Origin of the sequence: Actinokineospora cianjurensis (assembly GCF_003663795.1) — a bacterium.
In the GTDB taxonomy this organism is placed as follows: Bacteria; Actinomycetota; Actinomycetes; order Mycobacteriales; family Pseudonocardiaceae; genus Actinokineospora; species Actinokineospora terrae.
The window spans coordinates 1,894,495-1,913,573 of the sequence record NZ_RCDD01000001.1; the positions used below are offsets into that span (position 1 = coordinate 1,894,495).

At 71.5% G+C, this 19,079-nt stretch carries 3 protein-coding genes; all 3 read left to right on the forward strand.

The window, feature by feature from the left end; translation table 11 throughout:
* The first annotated feature begins 484 nt into the window (after positions 1-484).
* The 3 genes from CLV68_RS08915 (at position 485) to CLV68_RS34980 (ending at position 19,059) form a co-directional block, all read left to right on the forward strand.
* Positions 485-1,261: an ABC transporter ATP-binding protein gene (locus CLV68_RS08915; protein ID WP_246009729.1), complete on the forward strand. Its 777-nt coding sequence runs from the start codon at positions 485-487 to the stop codon at positions 1,259-1,261.
* The gene (locus CLV68_RS08920) at positions 1,246-3,129 is read left to right on the forward strand and encodes a hypothetical protein (protein ID WP_121389963.1); all 1,884 of its coding nucleotides are present in this window, start codon (positions 1,246-1,248) and stop codon (positions 3,127-3,129) included. Before CLV68_RS08915 ends, CLV68_RS08920 begins: the two co-directional genes overlap by 16 nt.
* A gap of 195 nt (positions 3,130-3,324) precedes the next feature.
* Positions 3,325-19,059 (forward strand): type I polyketide synthase, encoded by a 15,735-nt coding sequence (locus tag CLV68_RS34980; RefSeq protein WP_246009730.1) that lies wholly within the window; start codon positions 3,325-3,327, stop codon positions 19,057-19,059.
* The last annotated feature ends 20 nt before the right edge of the window (positions 19,060-19,079 follow it).

The following is a 19,079-nucleotide window of genomic DNA, read 5'->3' on the forward strand; positions in this document are numbered from 1 at the left end:
CGCGTGCGCGCGAAGCGGTTGGGGTGGGGGCTACGGCGCGCACGGGGTGGTGTGGCGGGGTTAAGGGGCGTATGAGGTGGCTCTACCGGCTGTCGGTGCCCCTCAGGGGCTACCGGGCTAAGACGCCATCACTAGTCCGTCGAGCCAAGGCGGCGTTGCTGCCTGCCGAAGCTTGTTGTGCCACGGCGGCGCTGCTGCCTTTATGCCAGGGCGGCACTGCCCATCGCGCACAGGTGGGGAATCGCCGAAGGGGTGAGCGCGTAGTGGACCGTGGTCCAGACCGCCGTCCCGAGGGGTGCGTTCGAAGTGGGGCAACGGATGCGCGTGGTGCCGTGGGAGAAGTGTGATCCGGGGTTCACCCCGGTGACGGCGAGCAACGGTACGATCACCCGCCACGGGTCGGGCTGGGTATGTCCGGCGCGGTCTTTCCGTCCGGGCGCTGGTGGCGTTGGGGCGGCCACGAGCCTGAAGGGGATCCCCAAGCGTGAACGCGGTGGAGGGTGGGTCGGCGGCGTTGCGGCTGTTCGGTCTGCACAAGGTGTTCGGTGAGTACACGGCGGTCGAGCACGCCGAGCTGACCGTCGCGGCAGGCTCGTTCTACGGGCTGGTCGGGCCGAACGGGGCGGGGAAGACGACGGCGCTGTCGATGGCGGTCGGGTTGTTGCGGCCGGACGAGGGCCGGTCCGAGGTGTTCGGGGTGGACGTCTGGGGTGACCCGCTGGCGGCGCGCAAGCTGATGGGGGTCCTGCCCGACGGCCTCGCCCTGCCCGAGCGGCTCACCGGTCGGGAGCTGCTGACCTACCTGGGGCAGTTGCGCGGCCTCGACGCCGCGACCGTCGCCGAGCGCGCCGCCGAGCTGCTCGAGGTCATGGAGCTCACCGGCGACGCCGAGCGCACCCTGGTGGTCGACTACTCCACCGGCATGCGCAAGAAGATCGGCCTGGCCACCGCGCTGCTGCACGCCCCCCGCCTGCTGGTGCTCGACGAGCCGTTCGAGGCGGTCGACCCGGTGTCGGCGGCCACCATCAAGCGCATCCTCAACCGGTTCGTCGCGGGCGGCGGTTCCGTGCTGCTGTCGAGCCACGTGATGGCGCTGGTCGAGCAGCTGTGCGACACGGTCGCGGTGATGGCCAAGGGCCGGGTCGTCGTCGAGGGCCCGCTGGACGTGGTGCGCGGCGGGTCGTCGCTGGAGGACACGTTCGTCGAATTGGTGGGCGTCAAGGTCGGCGGCGGGGAGGGCCTGTCGTGGTTGGCGTCCTGATCCGGATGAAGCTGGCCGTCCTGCGGCACACCATCGCCGGTCCCCGGGCGACCTGGATGCTCACCGGCGGCCTGGCCGGGCTGGCCATCGCCGCCGGGACGATCGCGCTGGCCACCACCGAGGCCGCCCCGGGCACCGTGGCCGACCTGCTCGCGGTCACCTTCACCATCTGGGCGCTCGGCTGGATGCTGGGTCCCGCGTTCGGCGGCGACCCGGTGCTGCGCGCCGAGCAGTTCGCGCTGGAACCCGTCCCGCGCACCCGCCTCGCGATCGGGCTGCTCGGCGCGGCCTTCGTCGGTGTCACCACGGTGGTCACCCTGATCGCCTTCACCGCGCTCGTCGTCTACGCGGCCCGGCTCGGCGCCGCGGCGGTCGTCGTGTCGATCCCGGCCGTCCTGCTCCAGCTGACGCTGGTCGTGCTGCTGTCGCGGCTGGCCGCCCGGTTCTTCGGCGCGCTGGCCAGGTCCCGCACCGGCGCTGCGGTGACCGCGGTGATCACGGCGACGATGATGGTGCTCAGCCAGTCCGGCTGGATCGTGTTCATCGCGCTGGACGTGGTGCTGGAAACGGGGTTCTCGCGGGCGTTCTCGCTGACCGTGCGCGCGTTGCCCTCCAGCTGGGGTGTCGTGGCGGTCGAGGCCGCCGGGCGCGGGGACTGGCTGTGGGTCGTCGGACCGCTGGTGGCGCTCGCGGTCCTGGTCGTGCTGCTGGTCGTGCTGTGGGGGCGGGTGCTCGGCCCGCAGCGGCTCGCCCGGCCGGTGGTGCGCGGCAGCACGGCGGCGTCGGCGGCGAGGTGGGCCGATCGCGGGCCGGTGGCCGCCGTGTACGTGAAGGAGGTCCGCACCTGGCTGCGGGATCCGTTGCGGGTGCAGGGTCTGCTGGTCGCGCCGGTGTTCGCCATCCTGAGCGGGCTGCTGCCGCTGATGTTCGGCTCGACCGGGTTCCTGCCGTTCGTCGGGGCGATCACGGCGTTGCTGGCGGCCACGACCAGCGCGAACCTCTACGGCCAGGACGGCACCGCGCTGTGGTTGACGCTGATGGTCCCCGGCACCGAGCTCGCGGACGTGCGGGGGCGGCAACTGGCGTGGCTGACCTGGTTCGGTCCGCTGTCGCTCGTGCTCACCGTCGTCGGGACCGCCATCCACGGCGACCTGTGGCCGTGGGCGCTCGCCGCGACAGCGGCCATCCTCGGCGGCGGCGCGGGTCTGGTGCTGCTGGTCGCGGTCGACCAGCTCGTGCCGGGGCCCGACCCGCACCGCGCCAAGAACTCGCCGCTCGAACACGGCGACGTCACCGGCCAGGGCTTTGTCGCACTGTTCCTCGTCTTCGCCGCGGCGACCCCCGCGCTGAGCGTCGTGCTCGCCGGTGAGCTCCTCGACCAGCCGCTGCTGAGCTGGGCGGGCGGTCCGGCAGGCGTGCTGACCGGGCTCGTCGCGTACTGGGTGATCGGCGGCGTCGCGGCCAAGCGGCTGGCCTCGCGCGGGCCGGAGCTGCTGTACCTGATGCGCGCTGGCAAGGAGCACGAGGCGGCGCTGAGCGCGGAGACCTCCGTGATCAAGGCGATGCCCCGGCACCGGCGCGGCCTGCTGTGGACCAGCTTCTTCATCGGCTGCCTCGCCACCTTCCCGCAGGGCCTGGTGCCGCTGGGGATGAAGCTCAGCGGCGAGGTCGAGCGGGTCTGGTTCCTCGCGCTGTACCTGCCGGAGGGCGCGCAGTGGCCGGTGATCGCGCTGATGCTGCTGCTCGGCCTGTCCGCGTTCGGGCTGGCCGGGTGGGTCTACCTGGTCGAGTCGCGCAAGCTGAAGGTCCGGCTGGAGCGCACGGCGCAGGAGCGCGCGCGGATCGCGGAACCCGTCTCGGTGGGCTGAGCGCGGATCCCCGACGGCGGCCCCGGTCCTCGCGACCGGGGCCGCCGTTTTCGTGCCCGGGTTTAGGGGCGGCGTAGGGGTGTTCGCGCTGGAAGCGGCTAACTAGGGTCCCGAGTGAGGAAATGGAGGGTTTCCGTCCCGGCTCCGGTGGGTTTCCGCGCGGGAATCCGCGGTATCGAGTGGGTTGAGGCAGTCATGTCGCCAGTGCGCGCCGAGGCCATCGCGGTGGTCGGGTTCTCCTGCCGTTTCCCCGGTGCCGTCGACCCGGGGGCCTATTGGGAGTTGTTGCGGGACGGGGTCGACGCGACTTCGCCGGTGCCCGCCGACCGGTGGCGATTGCCCGAGGTGCCCCGGGGTGGGTTCCTCGACCACGTCGACCGGTTCGACGCGGCGTTCTTCGGGATCTCCCCGCGTGAGGCCGCCGGGATGGACCCGCAGCAGCGGCTCGCCTTGGAGTTGGCCTGGGAGGCGCTAGAGGACGCGCGCCTGTTGCCCCAAGACTTGCGCGGTAGCCGTACCGGTGTGTTCGTGGGTGCGATCTGGGACGACTACACGACCCTGTTGCGCCAAGAGGGCGCTGTCGACCGGAACACGCTGACCGGGACTCACCGCAGCATCATCGCCAACCGCGTCTCTTACCTGTTCGGGCTGCGTGGGCCTAGTTTGGCCGTTGACGCTGGTCAGTCGTCGTCTCTGGTGTCTGTGCACCTGGCGTGTGAGAGCCTGCGCAGCGGTGAGTCCGACCTGGCCATCGCCGGTGGAGTGAGTCTTAACCTGGCCGAAGAGAGCACGGTGAGCGCGCTCAAGTTCGGTGGACTCTCCCCGGATGGTCGTTGCTTCACCTTCGACGCTCGGGCTAACGGCTTTGCCCGGGGTGAGGGCGGCGGGCTGGTCGTCCTGAAGCCTCTGCGGACAGCACTGGCTGACGGCGACAGGGTCCACGCGGTGATCTTGGGGAGCGCCGTCAACAACGACGGTGGCGGCGCCAGCCTGACCGCTCCTAGCCGCTATGCCCAGGAAGACGTACTGCGGACCGCTCACCTCGGCGTTGACCCCAACGACGTCGGTTACGTCGAACTGCACGGCACCGGCACGCCGATGGGGGATCCGATCGAGGCCGCGGCCCTGGGGGCCGCGCTGGGACAGCACCGGTCCGCTGTGCTGCCTGTGGGTTCGGCGAAGACGAACCTCGGGCACCTGGAGGGCGCGGCCGGGATCGCGGGTCTGATCAAGGCCGCGTTGGTCGTGGAACACGGGCTCGTCCCGCCGAGCCTCAATTTCGAGTCGCCGAATCCGCGTATTCCGCTCGACGAGCTGAATCTGCGGGTGCAGACCGAATTGGCGCCGTTGAGTGGTCCGGGAATCGTCGGGGTCAGCGCGTTCGGCATGGGCGGGACGAACTGCCACATCGTGCTCGGCCCGGGGGCGGAGAAGTCTGCGGAATCCGCGGGCGGCGGGCTTTCCCTCGCTTTGGTCAGCGGTAAGACAAAGGCCGCACTGCGGGAACAGGCTCGACGGCTGGCTTCGGTCGACGCGTCGGTCCACGACATCGCCCATTCATTGGTGACGACCCGGACCGCGTTCGACCACCGCGCCGCTGTCGTCGCTGCCGACCTCGACGGGCTCAAGGCCGCGTTGTCCGCTGTTTCCGCAGGTCTTCCCGCCGCGGGGGTCGCCGAGGGCAGGGTGGTCGAGGGCAAGGTCGCGTTCCTGTTCTCCGGGCAGGGCTCGCAGTGGGCGGGGATGGCCGTCGACCTGCTCGACTCGGACCCGGTCTTCGCCGCGAAGATCGCCGACTGCGCGCGGGCGCTCGACCCGCACGTCGACTGGTCGCTGCCGGACGTGCTGCGGTCGGGGGAGTTCGACCGGGTCGACGTCGTGCAACCGGCGCTGTTCGCGGTCATGGTGTCGCTGGTCGAGGTGTGGCGGTCGCTCGGGGTCGTGCCGGACGCGGTCGTGGGGCACTCGCAGGGGGAGATCGCCGCCGCGCACGTCGCCGGGGTGCTGTCCCTGGACGACGCGGCGAAGGTGGTGGCGCTGCGGGCGCGGGCGATCACGGCGTTGGCCGGTCAGGGCGGGATGCTGTCGGTGGCCGCGCCGGACGCGGATGTGCGCGCGTGGCTGGCGGACTGGCCGTCGCTGTCGGTCGCCGCGGTGAACGGGCCCTCGGCTGTCGTGGTCGCCGGTGATCCTCCTTCACTGGACGGTTTCGCGGCGGCGGTTGGCGTTGACACCAAACGGATTCCGGTCGACTACGCGTCCCACTCGATCTATGTCGAGTCCATTCGCGACGAGATACTGGCGACGCTGGCGGATGTCGCTCCGAGCGCTGGGAACGTGCCGTTCCTGTCGACAGTGACAGGGGAGTGGACCTCGGATCTCGACGCGGACTACTGGTACCGCAACCTGCGCGGCACCGTCGAGTTCGCCGCCGCCACCCGGACGCTCGTCGAGTCCGGGTTCCGGTTCTTCGTGGAGTCCACGCCGCACCCGGTGCTCGCTGCCGCCGTCCGGGACACGGTGTCCGAAGTGGACGCGGTGGTGGTCGGGTCGTTGCGCAGGGACGACGGCGGGCGGGAACGACTGCTGGGCAACGCCGCCGAGCTGCTGGCGCACGGGGTGGACATCGTGATCCCCGCCGGGTCGGTGATCGACCTGCCGACCTACGCGTTCCAGCGGGAGCGGCACTGGCGGCCGGGCAACGCCGAGGTCACGCAGGCCGTGCCGGGCGAATCGCCTCGGGACGTGCTCGACCTGGTTCTCGCGCACACCGCCGTGGTCGGCGGGTTCGGCGGCGCCGTCGACCCGGCACTGACGTTCAAGGACCTGGGATTCGAGTCGCTGACAGCGGTCGAACTGCGGGACCGGCTCTCGGCGGCCACCGGGGTCCGGTTGCCGACCACACTGTTGTTCGACCACCCGACGCCCCAGGCGGTCGCGGAGTACCTGCGCGGGGCGTCGACCCCGGTCGTGCGGCGCCGGGTCGCCGTCGCCTCGGACGAGCCGATCGCGATCGTGTCGATGGCGTGCAGGCTCCCCGGGGGCATCGACTCGCCGGAAGCCCTGTGGCAGTTGGTCTCGGAGGGGCGGGAGGCGTTGAGCCCGCCGCCGACCGACCGCGGCTGGGACCTGGACGGCCTGCCTGAGCGCGGTGGGTTCCTCGCGGACATCGCCGGGTTCGACGCCGCGCTGTTCGGGGTGTCACCGCGCGAGGCGCTGGCCATGGACCCGCAGCAGCGGCACTTGCTGGAGATCACCTGGGAGGCGATCGAGCGCCTCGGCGTGGACCCGGCCTCGTTGCGCGGCAGTCGAACCGGGGTGTTCGTCGGTGCGATGGCGCAGGAGTACGGGCCGCGCATGCACGAGGCGGGCGACGACACCGCGGGTTACCTGCTGACCGGCAACACCGCGAGTGTCGCATCCGGACGGATCGCCTACACGTTCGGGTTCGAGGGACCGGCCATCACCCTGGACACGGCGTGCTCCGGAGGGCTCGTCGCGCTACACCTGGCCGCGCGGTCGTTGCGATCCGGTGAGTGTGATCTCGCGTTCGCCGGTGGCGTGACGGTGATGTCCACCCCGGGCATCTTCGCGGAGTTCACCCGCCAGGGCGGGCTGTCGGCTGATGGCCGCTGCAAGGCATTCGGGGCGGGAGCGGATGGCACCGGTTGGGCGGAAGGCGTCGCGGTCGTCGCGGTCCGCCGCCTCTCGGACGCCTTGCGCGATGGTGACCGGGTGCTGGCCGTCGTCCGGGGGACCGCGATCAACTCCGACGGCGCGTCCAACGGCTTGACCGCGCCCAACGGACCTGCCCAGCAACGGGTCATCCAGGACGCACTGGCCGCCGCAGGATTGACTCCGTCCGATGTGGACGTTGTGGAGGCGCACGGTACCGGCACCACCCTCGGCGACCCCATCGAGGCCAACGCCCTTCTGGCCACCTACGGGCAATCCCGGACCACTCCGTTGTGGCTCGGTTCGGTGAAGTCGAACATCGGCCACACCCAGGCCGCCGCCGGTCTGGCGGGGCTCATCAAGCTCGTCGAATCGCTCAACCGCGACGTTCTCCCGCCCACACTGCACGCCACCACCGCCACCCCCCACGTCGACTGGACCACCGGTTCCGTCGAACTCCTCACCGAGTCCCAGCCCTGGCCGCGTACCGACAGCCCTCGTCGCGGTGCCGTGTCGTCGTTCGGCATCAGCGGCACCAACGCCCACGCCATCATCGAGGAACCCCCGGTGGCGGTCGAGCAGGCCGCGGTGTCCGGACCTGCCTTCCCAGTGGTGCTGTCGGCTCGGTCGGACGAGGCTTTGCGGGCTCAGGCGGCGCGGGTGCTCGGCGTGGGCGTCGAGATCGGATTGCTGGGCAAGGCTTTGGCGACTACTCGGTTCGCTTTGGACTACCGGGCGGCGGTACGCGGCGGCGACATCGACGCGGTTCGTGCGGGGTTGGCGGATCTCGCGGGCGGACGAGACTCGGCCCTGGTCAGCACGGGGCGCGCGGCGGCGAGGAAGGTCGCGTTCCTGTTCACCGGGCAGGGGGCGCAGCACGCGGGGATGGGGCAGGACCTGCGGGTCTTCCCGGCGTTCCGTGCGGCGTTCGACGAGATCCGGGACCGGCTGCCGGTCGACGACGACGCCATCGACCAGACGGTGAACGCCCAGGCCGCCCTGTTCGCCTTCGAGGTCGCGGCCTTCCGCCTGCTCCAGTCCTGGGGCGTCCACCCCGACGCCCTGGTCGGCCACTCCATCGGCGAGATCGCCGCCGCCCACGTCGCGGGCATCCTCTCCCTCCCGGACGCCTGCGCCCTGGTCGCCGCCCGATCCCGCCTCATGCAGGCCCTGCCACCCGGCGGCGCGATGCTGGCCGTCGAGATCTCCGAGGCGGAGTTGGCCCTGGAGTTCCCCGAGGGCCTGCCCGCCGGGGTCGATCTGGCCGCGGTGAACTCGGATCGTTCGATTGTCGTATCGGGGGATCGTAGGATTGTTGAACTGTTGGATCGTAGGTTTGGTGAACAGTCCCGGCGGGTGAAGCGGCTCGCGGTGTCGCACGCCTTCCACAGCCACCACATGGAGCCGATGCTCGCGGACTTCCGCCGCGCCGTGGCCGGGCTGTCGTTCGCCAGTCCGACGATCGCACTGGTCAGCACCGCGCCGGGCGACCCGAGCACGCCGGAGTACTGGGTGCGGCAGGTTCGGGAGCCGGTCCGCTTCGCTGACGCCGTCGCCGGGCTGGACGGGTCGGTGTTCGTCGAGTTGGGGCCGGACGCGGTCCTGTCGGCGCTGGTCGCGGACGGGATCCCGGTGGCAAGGGGTACTCGACCGTCGACCGAGGTCATCGCTGACGCCCTCGGTGAGCTGTGGGTCCGCGGCGTCGAGGTGAACTGGCAAGCCGTCCACGCGGGCCCCAGGACCCTGGTCGACCTGCCGACCTACCCCTTCCAGCACGAGCGCTTCTGGCCGACCCCCACCACCTCGGGCCTGGCCGCCGCCGGTCTCACCCCCACCGACCACCCCCTTCTCGGCGCCGCCGTCACCCTCGACGACGGCCTCGTCCTCACCGGCAGTCTCTCCCTCGCCACGCATCCCTGGCTTGCCGACCACGCCGTCCGCGGCACCCCGGTGCTCCCCGGCACCGCGTTCGTCGACCTGGCCCTCCACGCAGGCGCCCAGGTCGGCAAGCCCGTTCTTGCCGACCTGACCCTGCTCGCCCCCCTCGTAGTCCCCGCCACAGAGTCGGTCCGCCTCCGCGTCACGGTCACCGGCCCCACCATCACCATCGACAGCCACACCGCCGACACCTGGACCTCCCACGCCACCGGCACCCTCACCGCCGCCAGGTCCACCTGGAGTGCGGTCGATCTCCCCGCGGGCCACGCTGTGGAACCCGCCTACGACACCTTGGCTGAGCTGGGGTTCGAGTACGGCCCGGCTTTCCGGGGACTCCGTGCCGCGTGGCGGGATGGGGACACCGTGCACGCGCGGGTCGAGCTGGATGGGCCGCAGGCCACCGTGTTCGACTCGGTCTTGCACGCTCTCGGTCCCGCGCTCGCCCGCGATGGCGCGCCGCTGCTGCCGTTCGCGTGGTCCGGGGTCACCCGGCACTCGGTCGCCACCACGCTGCACGCCAGGATCACCCGGCGCGGCGAGGACGAGTACGAACTCCACGCCGTCGACCCCGCCGGGAATCCGGTGCTGACCGTCGACTCCCTGGCGTTCCGCCCCGCGCGACTGCGGGATACCGGCGTCGCCTATGTCCTGGACTGGCAGCAAGCACGGGCGACAGCGCCGGTCGGTGAGACCGCCGTCATCGAGATCCCCGATGGCTCACTGGTCGACCGGGCGCACGCGGCTGTGCGGCTTGCGCTCGGTGTGGTCCAGGACTGGCTGACCAGTGGCTCCGGCGAGTTGGTCGTCAACACCGCAGGCGCGGTGTCCACTCAGGACGAATCGGTGGACCCGGCCGCCGCCGCCGTGTGGGGCCTGGTGCGTTCGGCCCAGACCGAGCACCCCGGCAGGTTCGTCCTCGTCGACGGCGAGCTCCCGTCGACCCTCCCGGCGGGTGAGTCGCAGGTCGCGGTGCGGGCAGGCAGCACGTTCATCCCCCAACCAGTCCGGGTTCCCGTCGATGGGCAAGCCGACTGGGGCGACAGAGTCCTCGTCACGGGTGGCACCGGCGGACTTGGCGCCCACGTCGCCCGCCACCTCATCCGGCTCGGCGTGCAGGTGGTCCTGGTGAGCCGCCACGCCACATCCAGTGCGGCGGCACCGGAACTGGCCGAGCTGGGCGCCACGATCGTCGACTGCGACGTCACCGATCGAGCAGCCGTCGCCGACCTGCTCGCCACCCACCCGGTCGCCGCGATCATCCACGCCGCCGGGACCCTCGACGACGCCCCCGTCCACGCCTTGGACGCCGACCGCGTCGACGCCGCGATCCGATCCAAAGTGGATGGTGCGAGCAACCTGCACGAGTTGAGCGACGGCCTCAGCGAGTTCGTCCTCTTCTCCTCCGTCGCGGGCACCTTCGGTACCGCGGGGCAAGCCGCCTACGCTGCCGCGAACGCCTTCCTCGATGGACTCGCGGCCCATCGCCGCGCCTCCGGTCTGCCCGCGCGCGCCGTGGCGTGGGGCCACTGGGCGGACGGCATGGGTGCCACCGTCGACCGGTCCCGCTTCGGCCACCTCGGTGGCACGCTCACCGCCGCGCAGGGCATGACCCTGCTGGACCAGGCCCCGGACCGCGCCCACGTCGTCGCCGTCGCGACCCCGCTCAAGACGCAGCCTGCCGCCGCGGTGGCGCCTGCCGATGTTGATTCCCTTGTCCTCCAGAGCATCGCGACCGTGCTGGGCCACTCGTCGACCGATCGCGTCGACCCGACTCGGACGTTCAAGGACCTGGGCTTCGACTCGCTCACCGGGGTCGAACTGCGCAACCGTATCGCCGCCGCGACCGGCCTGGCGCTGTCCGCCACCATCGTGTTCTCCCACCCCACCCCGGCGGCCCTCGCCCAGTTCGTCGAGGCGGAACTCGCGGACGGCCCTGCCAAGTCCACTGTGGTCGTCACAGCGGCGGTCGACGACCCGATCGCGATCGTCGCCATGGCCTGCCGCTACCCGGGCGGCGTGGACAGCCCAGAGTCACTGTGGCAGATGGTGGTCGAGGGCCGTGACGGTATCAGCGAGTTCCCCACCGCACGGGGTTGGGACCTCGCCGGGCTCTACCACCCCGACCCGGACAACCCCGGCACCACCTACACCCGGCACGGCGGCTTCCTGCACGACGCCCACCTGTTCGACCCCGAGTTCTTCGGCATCTCCGCCCGCGAGGCGCTGGCGATGGACCCGCAGCAGCGGATCATGCTGGAACTCTCCTGGGAGACCTTCGAACGCGCGGGCATCGACCCGACCTCCCTGCGCGGCAGTCGAACCGGTGTGTTCGCGGGTGTGATGTACCACGACTACGCCTCGGGCAGCGTTCCGTCCGATGTGGAGGGATACATCGCCACCGGTGGTGCGGGCAGCGTGGTGTCCGGTCGGTTGGCCTACACCTATGGCTTCGAGGGGCCCGCGGTCACGGTCGACACGGCGTGTTCGTCGTCGTTGGTGGCGCTGCACTGGGCCGCGAAGGCGTTGCGGTCGGGCGAGTGCGACATGGCGTTGGTCGGCGGTGTGACGGTCATGTCGACGCCGACGGTGTTCGTCGACTTCAGCCGCCAGCGCGGGCTCGCGTCCGACGGCCGGTGCAAGTCCTTCGCGGCAGGCGCAGACGGGACGAGCTGGGCCGAGGGTGCCGGACTGCTCCTGGTCGAGCGCTTGTCGGACGCGCAACGCAATGGCCACACGGTGCTGGCTGTCGTCCGTGGGACCGCGGTGAACTCGGATGGCGCGTCCAACGGCTTGACCGCCCCCAACGGGTTGGCGCAGGAACGGGTCATCCGACAGGCGTTGGCTGACGCGGGACTCGCGGTGTCCGATGTGGATGCCGTGGAAGCGCACGGAACCGGAACCGCGCTGGGTGACCCGATCGAGGCGTCCGCGCTCCTCGCCACCTACGGCCAGGACCGCGACGAACCGCTCTGGCTGGGCTCCTTCAAGTCCAACGTCGGCCACACCCAGGCCGCGGCCGGCGTCGGCGGCATCATCAAGATGGTCCAGTCGATGCGCCACGACACCCTGCCGCCCACCCTGCACGTGGACACCCCGTCGCCCCACATCACCTGGACCTCCGGGGCGGTCTCGCTGCTCACCGAGGCGCGCCCGTGGCCCGAGGTCACCCGACCGCGTCGAGCCGGGGTGTCGTCGTTCGGCATCAGCGGCACCAACGCCCACGCCATCCTCGAACAGGCACCCCCAACCCCTGGCGACACGAGCCCGCTCCTCGATCCGGCTGTCGACGCGCCGTTGCTGCTGTCGGCGTCGTCGCACGCGGGGCTAGTGGCCCAGGCCGCGCGGTTGCTGGAAGTGGAAGCAGGCTCGGCGGACCTCGCGGTGTCGCTGGCGGCGCGTCCCCTGCTGCCGCACCGGGCGGTCGTGTTCGAGCGGGCTGGTTTGGCCGATCTTGCGGCTGACCTGGTGTCGGGCTCGGTGATCCGCGGTGCGGCGAGCTCGCACCGGCTCGCCTTCCTGTTCACCGGACAGGGCTCGCAGCGGGCGGGCATGGGCGAGCAGCTCCGGGCCTTCCCGGTGTTCGCGAGCACCTTCGACGAGATCCGGGCCCGGGTCCCCTTCGACGACGCCGCGATTGACGAGACCGGTCACGCGCAGCCCGCGATCTTCGCCCTCCAGGTGGCGCTGTTCCGCCTGCTGGAGTCCTGGGGTGTCCGCCCTGACGTGCTGATCGGCCACTCCATCGGCGAGCTGGCCGCCGCCCATGTCGCGGGCATCCTCTCCTTGGACGACGCGTGCACCCTGGTCGCAGCCCGTGCCCGCCTGATGCAGGCGCTTCCGACCGGCGGCGCCATGCTGGCCGTCGAGATCTCCGAGGCTGACCTGGTCGCCGAGTTCCCCGATGGCCTCCCCGCCGGGGTCGACTTGGCCGCGGTGAACTCGGATCGTTCGATTGTCGTATCGGGGGATCGTGGGATTGTTGAGTTGTTGGATCGTAGGTTTGTTGAACAATCTCGTCGGGTGAAGCGGCTGGTGGTGTCGCACGCCTTCCACTCGCACCTGATGGACCCCATGCTGGGGGAGTTCCGGCAGGTCGTGGCCGGGCTGTCGTTCAGCAGTCCGACTGTCCCGATGTCGACCAGTTCGGCCGGTGACCCGAGCACGCCCGAGTACTGGGTGCGGCAGGTGCGGGAGACGGTCCGGTTCGCCGACGCGGTGGCGCGGGTCGAGGACGGGACCCGGTTCCTGGAGTTGGGGCCGGATGCCGTGCTGTCCGGGCTGGTCGACGCGGGGACGCCGACGGTGCGCGCCGGGGTGGACGAGCGGACGTCGGTGCTCAAGGCGCTGGCCGTCGCGCACGTCAACGGACGCGCGGTCGACTGGCGGGCGGTGGTCGAGCACTGGGGTGGTCAGCGGATCGACCTGCCGACCTACCCGTTCCAGCGCGAGTCGTTCTGGATCTCCCACACCGCGGTGGCGCCGGTCGACGGCCGGTTCTGGGCGGCCATCGAGCATGAGGACATCGAGTCCCTCGCCGCCACCTTGCAGGTGGACGACCGAGAGAGCCTCGCCCGCGTTCTCCCAGCCCTGGCCTCTTGGCGGCGTTCCCAGGCTCTGGTGTCCACAGTGGAAGACTGGCGCTACCGCATCACCTGGCACCCGCTGGACCTCCGGGCGGAGCAGCTCGCAGGCGCCTGGGCTGTGGTCGGACCTGATCCGGCCGACGTCGCCAACGCCTTGCGCGCGTCGGGCGCCACCATCGTCACCGAGTTGACGGAGGCCACCGGCATCATCTCGACGGGCGACCTGGACGACGCCCTCCGCCTCGTGCAGACGGCCACGGTCCCCGTGTGGTGCGTTACCCGTGGCGCCGAGAGCGACCCGGGCCAGGCCGCCATCTGGGGCTTCGGGCAGGTCGCGGCCCTGGAACACCCCGAGCGCTGGGGCGGGCTCGTCGACATCGCGGAACCTCTCACCGCGCGCTCCGCGGGTCGTCTCGCCACTGTCCTCAACGGACAGGAGAACCAGGTCTCGCTTCGTCAGAACGGAGCGCTGGCCCGGCGGCTCGAACGCGCCCCGCATAGTGCTCCTCGTCCAGGGTGGCGGCCGAGCGGACCTGTCCTGATCACCGGAGGCAGCGGGGCCATCGGCGCCCACGTTGCCCGCTGGTTGGCCGGTCGCGGTGCCACGTCGCTCATCCTCGCCAGCCGCCGCGGTCCTGATGCTCCCGGTGTCGCCGATCTCGTGGCCGAACTGGCTGATCTGGGTGCCCGAGCCACAGTTGTCTCGTGCGACACCGGCGACCGCGACGCCGTGGCCGCCCTGCTCGCCGAGCACCCGGTCACCGCCGTCTTCCACACCGCGGGCACGGTCGACGACGGCGTCATCGAGTCCCTCACGCCGGACCGCTTCACCGCCCTCATGCGATCCAAAGTGGACTCGGCGGCCCACCTCGACGAACTCGCTGGTGACGTCGACGCGTTCGTCGTGTTCTCCTCCCTCGCGGGCGCCATCGGCAACGCGGGCCAAGCCAACTACGCCGCCGCCAACGCAGCCCTCGACGCCCTCGTTGCCCGCCGTCGAGCCCAGGGCCGTCCCGCCACCGCGATCGCCTGGGGCCCCTGGGCTGACGCGGGCATGGCCGCGGGCCCAGTCGCCGACCGACTCCGTCGCGCGGGCCTGAACCCCATGCCTCCCAACGCTGCCCTGGCCGCCCTGGCCCAGTCGCTCGACGGCGACGAGCCGCACACCGTCGTCGCCGACGTCACCTGGGCACGATTCCCCGCTCGTCCCGACCGCCTCCTTTCCGGCTTCGTCGAGGCCGCGGCCCTCCCGGAACTCCCACCGGCAGACCTGGCCCGCCACCTTGAGACCCTCGTCCGCACCCACGCCACCGCCATCCTCGGCCGCCCCAACCCCGTCCCCGCGGATCGCGCGTTCCGCGACCTGGGCTTCGACTCGCTCACAGCACTGGAACTCCGCAACGCCCTCGCCACGGCCACCAACACCCCACTGCCCGCCAGCCTGGTCTTCGACCACCCCACCCCGGCCGCCGTCGCCGCCCACCTGCAGACCGTGCTCGGCCATGAACTCCCTGCTCGCCCACAGGCCGAATTGCCAGTCCCCCACGCGGTGGCGGACGACGCCGTGGTGATCGTGGGCATTGCCTGCCGGTTCCCGGGCGGGGTGACGGGGCCGGATGACCTGTGGCGCTTGGTCAGCGACGGTGCGGACGCCGTCGGCGGATTCCCCGGTGACCGGGGATGGGACCTGACCGGAGCGCCGGAGTTCGCCCGGGTCGGCGGATTCCTCGACGACGTGGCCGGGTTCGACGCGGCGCTGTTCGGGATCTCGCCGCGCGAGGCGTTGGCGATGGACCCGCAGCAGCGGGTGTTGCTGGAGGCCACCTGGGAAGCGTTCCAGGCGGCTGGGCTCGACCCGGCTGGGCTCAAAGGCTCCAGCGTCGGGGTGTTCGCCGGGACCAACGGGCAGGACTACGCACCGCTTGTCGCAGCAGCGGGTGAAGGACTTGAGGGACACCTCGCGATCGGCAGTGCGGCGGCGGTGTTGTCGGGTCGGGTGGCGTACGCGTTCGGGCTCGAAGGCCCGGCGCTCACCGTGGACACCGCGTGCTCGTCGTCGTTGGTGGCACTGCACTTGGCCGTGCGTGCGCTGCGCGGCGGCGAATGTGACATGGCGTTGGCCAGCGGTGTGACGATCATGTCGACGCCCACCGCGTTCGTGGAGTTCGGACACCAGGACGGACTCGCGTCGGACGGCCGGTGCAAGGCTTTCGCCGCGGGGGCGGACGGAACCGGTTGGGGTGAGGGGGTTGGCGTTCTCCTGCTGATGCGGCACTCGGACGCCATCGCGGCGAACCGGCCCGTCCTGGCGGTGGTCCGTGGCACGGCCGTCAACCAGGACGGCGCGTCGAACGGGCTTACCGCGCCCAACGGGCCGTCGCAGCAACGTGTCATCCGGGCGGCGCTCGCCGACGCCGGGTTGCGACCATCCGATGTGGACGCTGTGGAGGCGCACGGCACCGGCACCGCCCTCGGCGACCCGATCGAGGCCCAGGCGCTTCTGGCGACCTACGGCCAAGACCGCCCGCGGCCGCTCTGGCTCGGGTCCATCAAGTCCAACATCGGCCACACCCAGGCCGCGGCGGGCGTCGCCGGGGTCATCAAGATGGTCCAGGCCATGCGGCACGGCACCCTGCCTCGCACCCTGCACGCCGACGCACCCTCCCCGCACATCGACTGGTCCGGCCCGATGCGCCTGCTCACCGAGGACCAGCCGTGGCAGCCGGGCCCGCGCCGTGCCGCCGTCTCCGCCTTCGGCATCGGCGGCACCAACGCCCACGTCATCCTCGAACACGTTGCCCCGCCGCCGCCCGCTCCTGAGCCGCAACTCCCCACCGCCTGGGTCCTCTCCGCCCACACTGCCGAAGCCCTTCACGCCCGCGCGACCAGCCTCGCCCATCTCGACTTCCCGGCCACCGGGATGGCCCGCGCGCTGGCCGCCACCGACCCGCGTCTTCCCCACCGCGCGGTCGTGGTGGTGGACGGTGATCTTGGGGAGCGTCTGACCCGGGTGTCGTCGGTCGAGCACCGGGCTCACTCGGCGTTCCTGTTCACCGGGCAGGGGTCGCAGCACGCGGGCATGGGACAGGAGCTCTACGCCGCCTATCCCGTCTTCGCCGACGCTTTCGACGCGGTCCGTCTCCGGGTCCCCTTCGACGACTCCGCTATCGACGAGACCGGGAACGCCCAGCCCGCGATCTTCGCGCTCCAGGTGGCCCTCTTCCGGCTCCTGGAGTCCTGGGGTGTGCGTCCCGACTACCTGGTCGGTCATTCGATCGGTGAGGTGGCCGCTGCTCACATCGCAGGCATCCTCTCCTTGGACGACGCGTGCACCCTGGTCGCCGCCCGAGCCCGGCTCATGCAGGCCCTGCCCCCCGGCGGCGCCATGCTGGCCGTGGAGATCTCCGAGGCAGATCTGGTCGCCGAGTTCCCCGATGGTCTCCCCGCCGGGGTCGACTTGGCCGCGGTGAACTCGGATCGTTCGATTGTCGTATCGGGGGATCGTGGGATTGTTGAGTTGTTGGATCGTAGGTTTGTTGAACAATCCCGCCGGGTGAAGCGGCTGGTGGTGTCGCACGCCTTCCACTCGCACCTGATGGACCCGATGCTGGCGGAGTTCGAGCGGGCGTTGAGCGGGCTCTCGTTCAGCGGGCCGACCATCCCGTTGGTGACCACCGCGACGGGCGACCCCGCGACGCCGGGGTACTGGGTCAGGCAGGTCCGGGAGACGGTCCGGTTCGCCGAGGCGGTCCGCCGACTGCCCGAGGACACCCGATACCTCGAACTGGGGCCGGACGGAGTGCTGTCGGCGCTCGTCGACACTGCGGCGCCGACATTGCGGCGACGACAAGGGGAGGTGGCCACCCTCCTGGCGGCGGTGGGCCACGACTATGCCCGCGGTGGCACTCCACAGTGGACGAAGATCCTCCCGCAAGGCGCTCCCGTCGCCCTGCCGCCCTACCCGTTCCAGCACCAGCGCTTCTGGCCCAAGACCAACCCAGCCGACTCCTGGTGGTACGAGGTCGACTGGACCCCCACCTCCCAGCACCCCAGCACCCCCACGGGCACCTGGCTCCTGGTCGACCCCACCGACGACATCACCGCGGCCTTCGCGGACGTCGACACCATCACCCGCACCAGCCTGGAAGACATGCGCGACCTCCCGGTCACCGCGGTCTTCGCCACCACCCCGACCCCTGAGACCGCCCTCGCCCTCCTCCAGAACGTCAACGCCCCCCTGTGGTGCGCGACCCGAGGAGCTGTCTCCACCCCCGGCGCTCCAGCCCACAATCCCCACCAGGCGGCCATCTGGGGCTTAGGTCAAGTCGCCGCCCTGGAACTCCCACGCCGCTGGGGCGGACTCCTAGACCTGCCGGAAACCGTTGACCCTCAACAGCTCCATGCCGCACTAGTCGGCACCGAGACTCAACTGGCCTTGCGCGAGAACGCAACTCTCGCCCGCCGACTCACCCGCACCACCCCTAACCGAACCCGCACCTGGACTCCCACAGGGACCGTTCTCGTCACCGGCGGCACCGGCGCGCTCGGTGCCCACGTCGCCCGTTGGCTGGCTGACCGGGGTGCCCCGCACCTGCTTCTCACCAGCCTGCGCGGTCCGCAGGCGCCATCGGCCGAGGCACTGGCCGCCGACCTGCGCCACCGCGGCGCCGAGGTCACCGTCGTCGCCTGCGATGTCACCGACCGCGACGCCCTCGCCACCACGATCGCGGGTCACGAGATCACCGCCGTCTTCCACACCGCCGGAACGGTCGACGACGGGGTGATCGACACGCTCACCCCCGCGCAGTTCGACACCGTCTGGCAGGGCAAGGCAGCCGCGGGCCACCTCGACGAACTCCTGCCCGACGCCCACCTCGTGCTGTTCTCCTCCTTCGCGGGCGTCGTCGGAAACCCGGGCCAGGCCAACTACGCCGCCGCCAACGCCTACCTCGACGCCCTCGCCGAACACCGCCGCGCCCAGGGCCGTCCCGCCACGGCCATCGCCTGGGGCCCTTGGGCGGGAACGGGTCTGGGCGCCGAAGCCGCGGCGTCGGACCAGCAGCACCGCACCGGCGTCACCGCGTTGGATCCGGCCCGGGCGATCGCGGCCCTGGCCACCGCCCTCGACGCGGATCTGACCACCGTCGCCGTCGCCGCCATCGACTGGTCCCGCTTCGCCAACGGCCGCCCCCTGTTCGAGCGCCTGATCGCGACCGCGCCGACGACCGCCGCGCCTGACCTGCGCGCGGTGCTGGCCGAAACCCCTGCGGGCCAACGCGATTCGCTCCTGCTCGACCTGGTCACCGCCCGCGCCGCATCGGCTCTCGGGCACCGCGAAGGCGAGCTGGTCGACCCGCGGCGCGCCTTCCGCGACCTGGGCTTCGACTCCCTCACCGCCGTCGAACTGCGCAACCAGCTCGACGCCGCGACCGGACTCGCGCTGCCCGCCGGGGTCGTGTTCGACCACCCCACCCCCGAGGCGCTGGCCGCGTACCTGCTCGACGAGCTGACCGAGGACCCCGGGTCACCCGCGGTCGCCGAGCTGGACAAGCTGGAGGCCGCGCTCGCCGAGCTGCCGCCGACCGGGGCCGAGGCGAGCGCGATCACCACCCGCCTGCGCGGCCTGCTTGCCCTGCTGGAACCCGAGCCGCAAGCGGTGGCCGACGACCTGGCCGACGCCTCGGCGGACGAGCTGTTCGACCTGATCCACCAAGAGTTCGGCAAGTCCGGATGATGTTCGTGGCGGGGAGTCGC

Bases quoted from the DNA above. Each gene is read 5' to 3' on its own strand.
- CLV68_RS34980 (WP_246009730.1), top strand. From the start codon at position 3,325: ATGTCGCCAGTGCGCGCCGAGGCCATCGCGGTGGTCGGGTTCTCCTGC.